The 14,135-nt window shown below is 50.0% G+C and carries 8 protein-coding genes; 5 read left to right on the forward strand and 3 right to left on the reverse strand.

Annotated elements, in window-relative coordinates:
- Window positions 1–29: 29 nt before the first annotated feature.
- From ACN0YR_RS00510 to ACN0YR_RS00530, 5 genes are all read left to right on the forward strand, one after another.
- On the forward strand, window positions 30–1,967 hold the full coding sequence (locus ACN0YR_RS00510) for an ATP-dependent helicase (RefSeq protein ID WP_417847243.1): 1,938 nt from the start codon (window positions 30–32) through the stop codon (window positions 1,965–1,967).
- Window positions 1,968–2,225: 258 nt separating this feature from the next.
- On the forward strand, window positions 2,226–3,605 hold the full coding sequence (locus ACN0YR_RS00515; protein ID WP_417847244.1) for a DUF1501 domain-containing protein: 1,380 nt from the start codon (window positions 2,226–2,228) through the stop codon (window positions 3,603–3,605).
- A gap of 269 nt (window positions 3,606–3,874) precedes the next feature.
- Complete coding sequence (locus tag ACN0YR_RS00520) at window positions 3,875–4,111, forward strand: hypothetical protein (RefSeq protein WP_417847245.1); 237 nt, start codon at window positions 3,875–3,877, stop codon at window positions 4,109–4,111.
- Between the two features lie 208 nt (window positions 4,112–4,319).
- Window positions 4,320–5,066: an MIP/aquaporin family protein gene (locus ACN0YR_RS00525; RefSeq protein ID WP_417847246.1), complete on the forward strand. Its 747-nt coding sequence runs from the start codon at window positions 4,320–4,322 to the stop codon at window positions 5,064–5,066.
- Window positions 5,067–6,351: 1,285 nt separating this feature from the next.
- A complete protein-coding gene (locus tag ACN0YR_RS00530) occupies window positions 6,352–7,704 on the forward strand; it encodes an enolase C-terminal domain-like protein (protein WP_417847247.1) in 1,353 nt (450 codons plus the stop codon).
- Window positions 7,705–8,071: 367 nt separating this feature from the next.
- Here the strand turns inward: ACN0YR_RS00530 and ACN0YR_RS00535 are convergent, their stop codons facing one another.
- The 3 genes from ACN0YR_RS00535 to ACN0YR_RS00545 form a co-directional block, all read right to left on the reverse strand.
- Window positions 8,072–9,340: a hypothetical protein gene (locus tag ACN0YR_RS00535; protein ID WP_417847248.1), complete on the reverse strand. Its 1,269-nt coding sequence runs from the start codon at window positions 9,338–9,340 to the stop codon at window positions 8,072–8,074.
- A gap of 202 nt (window positions 9,341–9,542) precedes the next feature.
- On the reverse strand, window positions 9,543–10,835 hold the full coding sequence (locus ACN0YR_RS00540; protein WP_417847249.1) for a DUF1552 domain-containing protein: 1,293 nt from the start codon (window positions 10,833–10,835) through the stop codon (window positions 9,543–9,545).
- Window positions 10,836–10,908: 73 nt separating this feature from the next.
- Entirely contained in the window at window positions 10,909–13,296 is a 2,388-nt protein-coding gene (locus ACN0YR_RS00545) for a DUF1592 domain-containing protein (RefSeq protein ID WP_417847250.1), read from the reverse strand.
- Window positions 13,297–14,135: the final 839 nt, after the last annotated feature.

Genomic DNA, 14,135 nt, shown 5'->3' on the forward strand with positions numbered 1-14,135 from the left:
ATATTGCTCTTATGGATAACAGTTGATCGATGGATCTATCACACTTAAACCCTGCGCAGCGGGAAGCCGTAAAAACAGTGAATGGGCCTGTTCTTGTGCTGGCTGGAGCCGGGACCGGAAAGACGCGAGTGATCACTTACCGAATTGGTGAGCTCCTTCGCACCGGTGTCCCTGCTGATCGCATTCTTTCTGTGACATTTACGAACAAAGCAGCTAAGGAAATGCTTGAACGAACCAAGTCTTTGATTGGTTCGAATCAGAAAGTGAAACCTTGGATTTCGACGTTCCACTCGCTCTGTGTCGGTGTGTTACGTTCCGATATTTCTGTTCTGGGATATCCCGAGAAGTTCTCGATTATGGATCGCGGTGATCAAGAATCGATGGCCCGCCGCGTGTTGCGTGATATTCGCGTCACGGAGAAGTCTCTGCGGCCGGGAGATTTGCTGTCACTCATCAGTAAGTGGAAATCGATTGGAATCGCTCCTGACCGAGCGACTGAAGCCGCTCTGGATGACAAGGAATACCTCGGTGGATTGGCGTATCGACGCTATCAACAAAATTTGAAAGCGACGGGAACAGTCGACTTCGACGATTTGCTGTTGCTCACCGAACGATTGTTTATGAACTACCCGGAAGTTCTGGCGAAGCATCAGCAGCGATTTTCCCACGTTCAGATTGATGAATACCAGGACACAAACGGAATTCAGTTTCGCATCATCGATGCCTTGGTTCGCGAGCATCAAAATCTTTGTGTGGTGGGGGACGATGATCAATCGATCTACGGATGGCGCGGTGCAGAGTTGAAACACATTCTGGGATTCTCACAACAGTTTCCCGGAACAAAGGTGATCCGCCTCGAAGAAAATTATCGTTGTACAGAAAGCATCCTCGATCTGGCGAATCGGCTGGTGAAGCACAATCGAGAACGACATCAAAAAGTGCTGCGAACGAATAAGAAATCCCGTGAGGATGTTCGGTTTCTGGAACTGCCTGATGAACAGTCCGAAGCGGAACGGGTCGTTCACGAGATCAAACATCTGAATGAGTCTCGTCGTATCCCTCTCAAGGATTTTGCGATCTTGTTTCGTACCAACGAACAGCCACGAATTTTTGAATCCGAACTTCGACGCCGACAAATTCCTTACGTGTTGATGGGAAGCCAATCGTTTTATGATCGCAAAGAGATTCGCGATCTGCTGTGCTACATGAAAGTTATCGCTCGCGATGATGATGAGCAGGCTCTATTGCGAATTATCAATACGCCCACGCGCGGAATTGGTATCGGGTCTGTTGAAAAATTATTAAAGCGTGCAGTCCGGACCGGACAGAAAATCTGGGATGTCGTTCCCGACTCTCTCAACGAAGGCGAGTTAACTCAGAAGACAGCTGACGCTGTTCTCCATCTGCACTCTCAATTTCAACGCTGGCGTGCACAGTATCATAATAATCCCGATCAACTGGATACTCTGACCCATCAGCTTGTCAAAGAGATCGGATACGAAAACGAAATCGAAAAACAATACAAAGACGAACTACAACAGGCGACGAGGAAAGCAGTCCTCGAAGATTATATTAACTCGCTCGCTGAGTATGTTGATCGAACTGCGAAGCCGTCGCTGGGGGACTATCTCGACAGTATCGCACTTGAACGGAGAGACGAAGAACCGGACAAGGAAGCGAAGGCAAATGCCGATGCAGTGAAGTTGATGACGCTGCACAGCGCAAAAGGACTCGAATTCCCAAGGGTCTATCTTGTCGGCATGGAAGAAGGTTTGCTTCCGCACAAGCGGACAATCGACGGGACAGAAGCCGAAATTGCAGAAGAGCGGCGCCTGGCATACGTTGGTGTCACTCGCGCTCAGGACTCTCTGACACTTTCCAGAGCAGCCACACGGCGAAAATGGGGAAAGGTCAAACCTTCACCTCCATCACGCTTTCTTTTCGAAATGCGCCGCGAGAAAGATTGATGTGAATCTACTCTAGATGCCGAGAGTTTCATGAAGTAGACTCCTAATAGAGTTTGTTGATGCTTCCGCAAGTATCAACAGGATCCGGTCACTTTCAAATGTGCAGCCTCTTTTCAAAGTTTGAGGGATGATGTGCAGGAGATCGGATCGGCTCTGAAATGTTTGAAACCCACGTTTGATTCCCGCCGACGCACCAGTTCCCAAATCCTCACTCGTCATAAAACTCGCAGTGTTCTCAGTACCAGTAAGGGCAACGCCATGAGTTCCCATAGTTCACATCACCAGAAACATTCAGAGATCTCTCCCTTCGCCCCTGCAGCGAACGACCTTCTCCAGGTCCGGTCGCGACGATGGTTTCTGCAAACGGGATTAGCAGGATTTGGTGGGCTCTCGTTGGCGTCGATCAAGAAGCTTCAGGCGGAATCACAAATCGAGACACCCGGTCGAGACCGGAAAGCTGTCATTCTGTTCTGGCTGTCTGGTGGCCCCAGTCAAATCGATATGTGGGACCCCAAACCGCTTGCTCCCCCGGAAATTCGCAGCCCGTTTCCGGATATCTCAACCAAGATCCCCGGAGTCTCTTTCACGGAACATCTTCCGTTGCAAGCATCGATTGCCGACAAGCTTTCAATCCTTCGTTCAGTCGATTGCTCCGCGAGCAACCACACACCAATCACGATGCAAGCTGGTAACCCGCTGGCACAACGAACAAATGATGGAAAAGATGGGGCGGGATACCCGTCGATGGGATCGATCACCGCGAAATTCAAAGGGGCGAATGATCCCGACATGCCCGCGTTTGTGGGGCTTGCTAATTCCTGGGCTGCCGATGTCTGGGAAGCAGGGAACATGGGGCGTGAATTCTCTCCCGTGAAAGGTTTGGAGCTTGCTGGCAAATTCAAGATGCCCGCTGGCTTTGAGACCTCACGTCTGACAGAACGGGCCCAGTTGCGGCAGCATTTCAACAAGATGCGATCCGGTCTTGATCGTGATGGCGTCATGGACCAGTTCGATCAACACACCCAGTCTGCATACGAAATGATGCTTTCTGGAAAGGTTGAAGCCGCATTCGATTTATCGAAAGAGAGCGATGAAACCAAAGACCTCTACGGTCGAGAGAGCGTTGGTCAGAAAGCGTTACAGGCCCGTCGACTTGTTGAATCTGGAGTGACCTTTGTTCTCGTCAGTGGAGCGTGGGGATACTTCGATCATCATGGTGATAACGTTCGCTGGGGTGGAATCGAGAAGGGGCTGAAACCACTCATCCCACGCGTTGATCGAGCACTCTATGGGTTGGTGACGGACTTGGAACAGCGTGGATTACTTGATGACACACTCGTCATGATGATGGGAGAATTCGGCCGCTCACCAGTCATCAATAAAGAAGCTGGTCGTGATCACTGGACGAGCGTGATGTCGATGGTCATGGCAGGAGGGGGCTTGCGGCATGGTCAGACAATCGGCTCCACGGACCGTCGTGGTGGAACAGTCTTAACGAGTCCCGTCCGACCACAAGACTTGGCAGCCACAACATTTCAACACCTTGGGATTGATCTGGGGGCTCACTGGATTGATCATCAGGGACGACCCATTCCAATTATCACCGAAGGTGGTCAGCCAATTCCAGAATTGGTCTGACGCTGAAATCCATCCCATGTTGACTAGGCCGTAAAAAGAGTGGCTTTGCTTCAGTCTTGACGCTGCTCATTTCACAGCTTAGTCTGAATTCATCGCTCAATGCGCCTGATGCAATCGGGCCGACCGGGTGGACATTGTCTGTGAGCAGTCTCTGCAATGCAAACTCTGAGAGACTCACAGGACTCCTCTTCTCTGGTGTCCACCGTTTCAGGTAAGTCATGCACTTGCAGGATTCGTTGGCCCAGGCAATCAATTGATTGAGGTGCGAGATGTCTGTTGGTGCGATTGAACTACTCTTAGTTGTTACCTGCTTCATGGTCTCTGTTCCGGTCTGGCTTGCAAAAGGACCGAGATGGATTGTCATCATCCCATTTTTCTTCCTGGTCGCGATGCTCACTACGCCAGCTGATGTCGTCAGCCTGTTGCTCGTCGGAATTCCAAACGCTGTGGTCGGCGTGGCTCTTTATCAAATTTCAACCCGCTTCAGTCCAAGCCAAACATCTTGATTTTGAAAGTCAGATAAACTTCTGGATTCCTGCGAGGAAGTACCATTCCCCCAGGCCGAGGAACCGGTTGCCCCCTCTCCGTTGCCTCGAAGTTCAAAGGAAGTGCTGTCGCATAAAAAACTCTTGCGTGCCTACTCGCATGTTTTCTTTCTTCGTGTCAGAATGCCGATTCCTTGGATTAGAAATCTGTTGAGAAAGTGAGGCGAGAATGAATGCATTGACAGCTGAGGTCATCGGGACTGCACTTTTGATCCTTTTCGGGAACGGTGTTGTCGCCAACGTTGTGTTAGCGAGAACAATGGGAAACGATTCGGGATGGATCGTAATCAGTGCTGGTTGGGGAGTCGCGGTTTTTATTGGGGCGTTTTGTGCCGCGGATTTCAGTGGAGCACATCTCAATCCGGCTGTCACGGTGGCAATGGCTGTTGCCGGGAAGCTCGCAATTGGAGAAGCTGTCGGATACATCATCGCTCAATTCATCGGGGCGATTTTAGGAGCAGCGTTGGTTTATTGTTTTTATCACGAGCATTTCAAAGCGACTGAAAATGCGGATGCCAAACTCGCCTGCTTCTGCACCTCTCCTGCTATTCGCAACCTGCCTCAGGCGTTCTTCTGCGAGGTTGTCGGAACGTTCGCACTCATTCTTCCTATTTTCCTGATGGCGGTTCCCAGCCTGATTCATGGAGAGGCGCCAGCTGAGACCGATCCTCGCTTAGGACTGGGAGCGTTAGGGCTGTTGCCAGTTGGGATGCTTGTCTTTGGAATCGGGATGTCATTAGGCGGAACCACAGGCTACGCCATCAATCCAGCTCGCGATCTTGGCCCGAGATTTGTTCACGCGTTGTTGCCCATTAAAGGAAAGCGGGACAGCGATTGGAGCTACGCCTGGGTTCCTGTTGTTGGCCCACTTGTAGGTGGAGTACTTGCAGCAGCTGTCTATTTAGCGATCGCTTAGAGCGTTTTCGTGCTTTCTGACTTGTTGTGCTCAGTATTTTCCTTGCTGGAAGACGTTCTTCACAGATGCGAAGATTGTGAATGTGTTCTGAATAAGCAGTCTCCTATGCGTGTCGGGCGACCAGGCGACAAAGGGCGGAGTTGGCAAGGAGGGAGTGCTTGCTGCTTAGTCCGGCTTGAGAGAGTCACCGAGAGCCAAATGACTGCCAAAGATGTATCAATATGACTGCAGATCAACTGTGAGGATCCTCAAATCATGGGTGATCAATGTAACCTGGCTCCGCCGGGATTTTTGAAAATGTCCCTGCTTGAACGGACGTTGACCTTCGAAGTCGACAGACAATTCTTGTTAAACCTTGTAGGTTCGGGGATTTGTGTCTAAAATGGGTTATCCCCTCGCCGAATGCGAGGGAAACCTGCACATCAGCATTTCAAGTCTCATGTTGACTTGATCGCCATGTGTTCTGAGTAGTCCTCAGGCCAGTTTGCCTGCGGAACGAAGTCGCTGGAAGTTATCCAGCTCAAGTGAACCACTAGTATCATTGGAGGAATGAATCGAATGGGTGTTAAGAAATCAGGCAAAGGTCGCCGGAAACTTGGTCGAAAAAAACGCCGTATGCGTGCAAAAATTCGACACCGAAAGTAAATTTCGACTGTTGAGCGAGAAGTCCTCAGCTGGCTGATCTCCTTCTCTTGAGGGTGATCAGGTCTTTGTCGGACAGATTGCTCATCGCTACTTATTAGGGAGTCTTGATGATTCAGGATCGCCTGATATTGTAGTATGCGCAGGTTGTTGAGTTCTCTGTGCCCTATTGTGCCTTAGTTCTCAGCGATTCTCTGCGATTTTTTGTGTACAGCTGCCTTGGATCTGAATGACACCTTTTGATAGCTGGACTGTTTGTTTAAGAGTGAGTTGAATGATTACCCTAGACCGCTCTACATAAGCCATTCAAAAATTGATGAGGTTCTCTCCCATCTTGATTGGCGAGAAGACAGTCAGGCATGGTGTTTCAGTTGCCGTATCAGTGATCGGCACTGGAATGGTGAATGTGATTAGATGATTAGTAGACTTATTGTCTCTCAGCAAAGTCCAGAGAAGTGATCTCCATATCAGTAAATAGTGGGTAATCACTGAGAGTTCAGAAGTTTGTTCGCGTTTCGAATCTTCTCTCAATGAGAGTGGCAAGCTCATCTCCAGCCAGAGGATTCTGTCGGTAAGTATTTTGTGTCAACGTAATTTGTAAAGAAATCGCTTCCCACAATTCACAACATCTAAAAAAAGAGACATGAGCAAATCGACCGACGTACGGGTAGTTGACGCTGCAATCAGCTTTGACGAGCACCCATTTCGTACTCCCCTGAAATTTGGCGGGAGAGTCATGGACAAGCATCGAGTCATTAACGTTCAGGTTACGGTTGAGACTCGAGGTGGAAAGCACGCGATCGGTTTAGGAAGCATGCCGGTCGGCAACGTCTGGGCTTGGCCTTCCGCAGAGGTCACTCCTGATCAGGCTGAAAAAGCCATGGAGGATTACGCGACACGGGTTGTTCGGCTTACGGACATCCTCAACGAATTTGGTCATCCGGTCGACATCATTTTTCACGTCGCTGCGGAATACTCCCACCAGGCAAAAGTTGTCTCTAAACTTCTTGGTCTTCCTGAGCCACTTCCAGAACTGGCCCAACTCGTTGCTGCGAGCCCGCTTGATGCCGCACTACACGATGCCTTCGGCAAGGCAAACGGAGTGAATTCCTATAACGCATTGTCATCGGAGTTCATGAATCATGATCTTTCTGAATATCTGGATGACCAGTTTGCAGGGGAATATCTGGATCAGTACACGCTGCGAACACCTAAAGAGCGATTGCCGCTTTACCATCTCGTCGGAGCGGTCGATCCGCTGACGGATGCAGATGTCACAACTCGAATTGGCGACAAGTTTCCCGAGACTCTTTCTGAATGGATTGCAGCTGACGGATTGACTCACCTGAAAATCAAACTGAACGGCGATGACATCGACTGGGATGTTCAACGCGTCTTGGATATCGATAGAGTCAGCGGAGAGGCCCAGGCGTCGCGGGGTTGTAGCGAGTGGTTCTACTCAACGGACTTCAATGAAAAATGTGAGAATGTTGAGTACGTTCTCGAGTTCTTGAAACGAGTCCAGGAACAATCTCCAACCGCATACGATCGAATTCAGTATATCGAACAGCCAACGCATCGCGATTTGAAGTCACATCCTGACAATAAAATGCACGAAGCGGCAAAGCTAAAGCCGGTTGTGATTGATGAATCTCTCGTCGATTATGAAGCACTTCTCTTAGCTCGAGAGCAAGGGTATAGCGGAGTCGCGCTGAAAGCTTGTAAAGGGCACACCGAAGCACTGTTTGCTGCTGCCGCTGCTCAGAAGTTTGACATGTTCTTGTGTGTTCAGGACTTAACGTGTCTGGGATTTGCGTTTCTCCATTCAGCCAGCTTGGCGGCCCGAGTGCCTGGAGTTGCGGCGATCGAAGGAAACGGTCGTCAGTATTGTCCGAACGCTAATAAAGTCTGGGCGCATCAGTTCCCATCCATGTTCGATATTACTGACGGTTCGGTAGGGACAGGAGTTCTGACCGGTCCAGGCTTGGGCTTCTAAAGCAGCTTTCGAATTGGTTTGCAGGTTCTGCCTCTTGGCGAACAGCATTTTTAATAGAGAAATGCGTTCTTCACGGGCAAACGGTAGAGCACTTTCGTATTGGCGGTGTACTTATTCTGTCTCATCGTTCACCCTCTTTCGTCTGACGAAAGAAGGGCTTTACAGACCAATGCCACCAGTCTATTTCGAGAAGACTTGCGCAGTCAGGTTGGATTACGGACAGGTTAGATTACAGAAGTCGAGGCCGGAGAATGTTCACCGGCCTCGAATGCATTTTCCGAATTGGTGTTCTCATTCTGTCTCGTGGCGAACACTAATTCCTCTGGTGAAAAGCGTTCTTCACGGGCACATGTTAGAGCAAACTGCTCTAACTAGAATGAATTACTTCACTGATGTCGATCAGGTGAAGCTGTCGGCCTTCGTTCTGGTGCGGTGAGTCGATGCAAACGTATTGGCTATTGGGGCTGAAGCGGGGGTGAGTATCCACTCGCCATTCTCCGGTGTACTCCTTCGGCAAATGGAATTTTCCGATGTCGATCCGTTTACCCGATTCGACATGATACAGATGCGGAATTTGCATTCGCTCAGCCCCTTTGGGGTAGGTGTCATTTAGGATCCACTCATTTCCCGGCAGGTAACTCAGGTGTCCACCACCATCGAGGACTCCGTGTCCGACTTCTTCGAGAATGCCATTGTCTCGGTCTTCGAACAGGAAGTCGCCCCAGTTCGGATTACCTAGATAGTTCTTGGACTGCGAAAGAATGTGCTGCGGGTCCCGCCAGATAAAGTGTGAGGCGTAACCGTTCGGGATTACCACGCGAATATCTGATCCGTCCGGTTTTGCAGTGATCAGACGAGTGAGTCGGCTGCCGTTAGGATATCGCCAGCGATGAAGAGCAATAAACCGCTCGCCATTCGGACTGAACAGTAAGTGATTGAAATAGTGCTTGATGCCTGGCTGCGAGTTTGGAATTTCACCAATTTTTGCGATGTCAGCAAGTGAGATGATCAGCTTGGATTCTCCGGTATCTAAATCGACACGGAAAATCCCCGTTTCTTCTGGAGCCAAATCGTCCGTATAAGGATCTTTTAATCCGGTGTAACCATACCCCGGTCGAACATCAGCGATTCGGCGGAAATCTGGAGTGACTGCGGTTTTCCCATCAGGGCTGACTGAATAAATCGGATGCGGAATCGTTCGGCCATTTCCTGTTTCGACATCAAGGATTCGACAAACGAAACGATCGCCGTCTCGGTCATTCCAGAGGATTTTACTTTTTTCACCAGGGATCCATTGGAGCATGCATCCCTGTTGCCAGTTCCATGCGATCGACTGATCAAGTTCAGTCCAGCGGTCGTTGTCTTCAAGGTCGACTAGCCCAATTTTGATGATGTCGTCCGCTGCGGGTGAGCGATGCTCAAAAGGGACCTCCATTCCTAACACGAACCGACTGCTGGGGTCGAACTGGAGCTTGTCGTAGTATCCAAACCAGTGATGCCGCGGGCCTTTTGTGATGACCCTCGTCGGTGGGTATTGAGTCGGCTTATCGGCAGTGAGAGCAGGTCGCCCTGCGGCAGTCAGCGCCGCACTTGCAAGTCCAAATTGAAGGAACCCTCGTCGGTTCACATGAAACATCGTCGATCCTACTTTGAGATTTCAAAAACGTTGACTTCACGCCGAAAATTTTGAGGTCGCTCGGAAATAGATGCAACCCAAGGTCACTATCATGACTTCACAAGCTGCCCGCCACTGGGCAGTCTCCGTGTATCAATTCGCGAGCTGCCTTCGTCGGTTCATGAATCAAATTTTGTTAAGCGACTTTGTCAGAGATCAATGACTATCCCATCTCAAGGCCTGTCATGGTTCCGGTGGCTGTCTTCCATTGATCGGTCTCTATTCCAAGATTCTGTAGCAGGCTGACGTACATGTTTGGCAGTGGGTAGTTATTTTTCTGATCAAATGCCAAGTGTTGTCCATGCTTAAATCCTCCCCCTGCGAGCAAGACTGGCATGTTTCGATTGTCGTGGTTCGAACCGTTACCCAGATTACTTGTCATGAAGACAGATGTTTGATCAAGCAGGCTATGACCATTCTCGTCGATGGAATTCAGCTCACGCATGAAGTCGCCCCAGGCTCCGATGATCGCCTCTTCGACGAGCGCGAGTTGTTCAAGCTTTTCTTCGTCACGCCCGTGGTGGCTCAGCGCGTGGTAGCCTTCTTTCACTCCTTCGAGTGGAACAACGCCTCCCGATCCGCCGAGGTGATACGTGATGAAGCGGGTCGAATCCGTTTGCAAAGCGAGTCGGACCATGTCAGTCATGAGACGCTGGTATCCAACAAAATCGTTGGGGTTTTTAATGTCGACTGGTTTGTTGTAGTCGACTTTCGGCTTTGGACGCATCGCCCATTCTTCCGAGGCTGCCATCCGGTTTTCCAGATCGCGAACGCTCGTTAAATATTCGTCGAGCCGGTTTTGATCACCCTTGCCGAGTTTTTTCGCGAGCCGCTTCGAGTCGTCACGGACCAAGTCCATGATGCTGCGACCTTCTTGAAGTCGATGAGCCTGACGTTGCTGCTCTGCGGGAGAATCGTCGATAAAGAGTTGGCTGAAGAGTTTGGACGGAGAATCCTGTGCAGGAATCATCGAACCATTTTCAGTGTATGAGGGACTGTTCGTACCTCGACTGGCTAGTACGAGTGACGGAAACCGGGTGTGATGTCCCAGATGTTTCGCCATGAATTGATCGAGTGAGACAGTATTCTTTGCCTGTCCTCCCGATCCCATTGGTTGAGCGGAAAGAATACTCGCTTCAGCGCGGTGTCCTCCGGAGACATCTGGATGCGAAGAACCAGAGACAACAGTAAATTTGTCTCGGAGGTCCTGAACCTGTTTCAGATACAGGCTGGTTTTGTAGTCTTTTCCGGATTCTTTCGGATTCAGATTCTCTCCAAGAAGCCCCAGACCCAACGTCATCGCGACGAATCGTTTAGGTGGTGTGTTCTCGGCGGGAGTTGCAAATGCACGTTGCATTGCGGAAAGCCAAGGCAGAGACAACGTGACGCCAGCACCTTTCAAGACAGTACGACGATTGAGCTGTTGACCTTTGTTGAAATAAATACGGTGACTCATTTCTATAACCTTTTCGATTCATAAAACCTGAAGGAATGATTTCGCTTAAGTGCGTAGGAGACCCGAATCAAGCTTATTTTGTGCGGAACAATTCACTGGCAGCCACTTCTTCAATGATTGACCGAAAGCCATAGTTGTTTTTACTCGTATGGGCAACGATTTCTTCGATCTGTGTGCGGTCAGCGAATGTGATCGGCGCCCCAGTTCCGTAACTGACCAGCTTCTCCGCGACGTTTTTCGCCAGCTCTGCTGGTTTCGCTGCAACGATGGAGCGAAACTGTTTGATGTCTTTAAATTTCTCTCCACTTGGTAACTCGTGGCTGGCATCAATTGGGTTTCCGGGAACTCGTTTCCGCCCCTCGATCTTGATGTATCTCTCTCGCCATCGACCAGCTGGATCGAAGTTCTCCAGAGCAAATCCTGGAGGATCAATATTGACATGGCAGGATGCGCAAGCTGTGTTGGATTTGTGCTTTTCAAGCATCTCCCGAATCGTTTTCGCTCCGCGGATGTCCGGCTCAATCGCAGCAATCCCGGCAGGAGGAGGAGGAATCTCAATACCCAGCAAACGTTCGGAAACCCAAACTCCTCGAAGAACCGGAGACGTTGTCGTTCCATTCGCGGTGACTTTCAAGATCGCTCCATGCGTCAAGAGTCCACCTCGGTGGTCTTCGGGTTTGAGTGAGACACGCTGCATCTGATCACTCGAAACGTTCTTGATTCCATAAAACCGAGCGAGACGCTCGTTTAAGTATGTGTATTTTGAGTCGATCAGCAGGCTGACGCTCAGATTTTTGCGGATCATTTCCTCAAGATAGGTTTCTGTTTCGGAAAGCATTGACTGCTGGACGATGACGTCAAACCCCGGATACAAACGGCGATCCGGAGTGGTGAAATCGATTTCGCTGAGATCCAGCCACTGATCTGCAAAGTCTTTGACGAAATTCTTTCCTTGCGGATCATTCAACATCCGTCGAACCTGCTGGCGAATTTCAGCTTGCGAATTCAGCATTTTGCTGTCAGCAAGCTTGAGGAGTTCTTCGTCGGGCGGAGAGTTCCACAGGAAATAGCTCAATCGCGATGCAATGGCATAGTCGTCGAGTTGGCCGGGGGTTTCTTCGAAATACAAAAACCTGGGAGAGCACAAGAGTGCCCGATACCCAGTCCTGAGGGCCGGGAGCAAAGGTCTTTTGGCATCGAGTTCGTTGAACACTAAGTTGATGAAAGGCTGGACATCTTCTTCGTCAACAGGGTGGCGAAATGCTCGTTCGGCAAATCGGAGCATGAGTCGTTTTGCGTCAGCTTTGTGATTCGCCGATTGTAACTGGGCTTGCTGCCAGTCCTTTCCATTGGTTTTGACTTTCAGATCGCCGAACAGAGTCTTGCGGATCCCTTCATCGTCTTGTCCGTAATGGACCTCTTCCATCACGATGCTCTCGATGGCGACGCCAGGAAGATTTTGCGGTCCTCCTTCTCCAGTACCAACTTGTCCTCCCTGAAATCTTCCCATTTTGAGGGTGTCGTCTCCGGGACGAACTTCGAGCATGTCTCCCCGTGGAAGCCATGTCTCAAATGTCCACTCCTGGACACGATCGGTCGCTTCCAACGCTCCTACCCAATTCAGAAGAGGCGCGCTCGAAACACATTTTCCTGTCCGGACAGTACACCAGACACCATGATCTTTCGGGGTGTTGAGCGATTTGGCTCGGATCGTAAAGCGGTACCAGCCATCTTTTCGGGCTGTTGTCGCGGGGATCCGACCATAGAAGATTAAACGTGAAGACCACGTCACCGCGAAGCCGTCGATGAGTTCAGGTTCGCGAGTCCGTCGTTTCGGGTTTGTTCTGACCAGAGCCTTTGCATCAAAGCTCTTCTTGAACAGGTCATCCTTGAGGATCGCTCGCTGAAAAGCGTTGTCGAGAGCGGCGTCGACAACTTTCAGGTGTTCTTCGAGTTGAAAATGCGACATCGGCTGACCATTCGCAACCGTCGTGAATCCAGCCGTTCGCTGTTCCTCTGGCATCAGGCTTTCAAGAGGAAGATCAACTCCGAGCAATTGGTGAAGCGATCGTTCCAGCTGAAGGTTCGTCAATCGTCGACCCTGCACGCGTCCGATCTTACTCCAGCGTTCTTTCTGGAAGTCGTTGAGCCACTTGCCCGATTGGTTGAGAAACTGCTTCAGTTCTGCCCCGGTGATATCGTTGCTCTCTTTGGGGGGCATTTCGCCGTTATGAACTCGATCGAAAATACGAATCCAGCGAGCGAGTGTTTCCTGATTTTCGAGTTGGCCGTTGAGTTTCGTGAGGTCAAGCCCCGCTTCTGCCGCCTCTCCTTCATGGCAGGCAACGCAATGATTCTCCACAAACTTTCCCATATCGCCGGGAAGCTTAGGAGAATCCGCAGCAATGACAGAATGACAGTGGCAGGAAACAAACCAGACACTCATCAGAATTATCTTCATTGAAGAGTTCATCATACACATGAAATTATCAAGAGGAGGGAAGTCGTTGATTCTACCAAAAAATATAGAATCGGGATGGTTCAACTGGGCAAGTTCAAGCGGGAGGCGCTTTCGCTGTCTCGGTAGGATGTGGACGCTACCTGACTCGGAAAGTTGTAGGTGGGAGGCTTCGCTAACCGCCAGGGCGACTAAGCGAGATCGTTGTTGGTATCACGGGTGCTCATTTAGCTTGAATTCATAGTCAGCGGGGCAGGGCGTCGACCTGCGCTTTACAGGTCGATGACGTACTACCTCTCATCTCAGCATGCTTCATGCTGATGTTTTACTAATCAGATGAATTCGAAGGTGTCATTATTTATTATTTTACCCAGAATGGCTGAGATTCTCAAACCGGCTCAACGTCGATTGCGGTAACTCTTTTTTACTGTTGGTGTTATACGTTTTTTTTGATTTCGGGATTCGCTGCCATCACAGTCTGCAATTTGAGAAAACCGACTTCTTGCTGTTACAGTCTTTTGACGCCTCTGAGAGGAATTCCACTGCAGAGCGCATCTTTGAAGAAGAACTGCCCGACCACCAGTGGTTACACGACCGAAACTACCGGTGGCGGTCTGCAGGTCGCTCTCACCATGATAGCCCGCATCGGTGAGGAGAGCCCGTTAGATCTGTTTCTAACGGGCTTTTTCTTTTTATGCATTCTTAAAATTCGTCGTGTCTGTGGAAGAGAACTTCGCTCTCATGAATTCAGAAACTGCTCGCGACGATGCAGGAAAAAACAAGATTGGATTTGCTCTCGATTTCCACGCGTTACTTGTGATGCTCGGAGTTTCTTCTGAAGG

This window comes from Thalassoglobus sp. (assembly GCF_048270125.1).
Taxonomy (GTDB): Bacteria; Planctomycetota; Planctomycetia; order Planctomycetales; family Planctomycetaceae; genus Thalassoglobus.

Bases quoted from the DNA above. Each gene is read 5' to 3' on its own strand.
- ACN0YR_RS00510 (WP_417847243.1), top strand. From the start codon at position 30: ATGGATCTATCACACTTAAACCCTGCGCAGCGGGAAGCCGTAAAAACA.
- ACN0YR_RS00515 (WP_417847244.1), top strand. From the start codon at position 2,226: ATGAGTTCCCATAGTTCACATCACCAGAAACATTCAGAGATCTCTCCC.
- ACN0YR_RS00520 (WP_417847245.1), top strand. From the start codon at position 3,875: ATGTCTGTTGGTGCGATTGAACTACTCTTAGTTGTTACCTGCTTCATG.
- ACN0YR_RS00525 (WP_417847246.1), top strand. From the start codon at position 4,320: ATGAATGCATTGACAGCTGAGGTCATCGGGACTGCACTTTTGATCCTT.
- ACN0YR_RS00530 (WP_417847247.1), top strand. From the start codon at position 6,352: ATGAGCAAATCGACCGACGTACGGGTAGTTGACGCTGCAATCAGCTTT.
- ACN0YR_RS00535 (WP_417847248.1), bottom strand. From the start codon at position 9,340: ATGTTTCATGTGAACCGACGAGGGTTCCTTCAATTTGGACTTGCAAGT.
- ACN0YR_RS00540 (WP_417847249.1), bottom strand. From the start codon at position 10,835: ATGAGTCACCGTATTTATTTCAACAAAGGTCAACAGCTCAATCGTCGT.
- ACN0YR_RS00545 (WP_417847250.1), bottom strand. From the start codon at position 13,296: ATGAAGATAATTCTGATGAGTGTCTGGTTTGTTTCCTGCCACTGTCAT.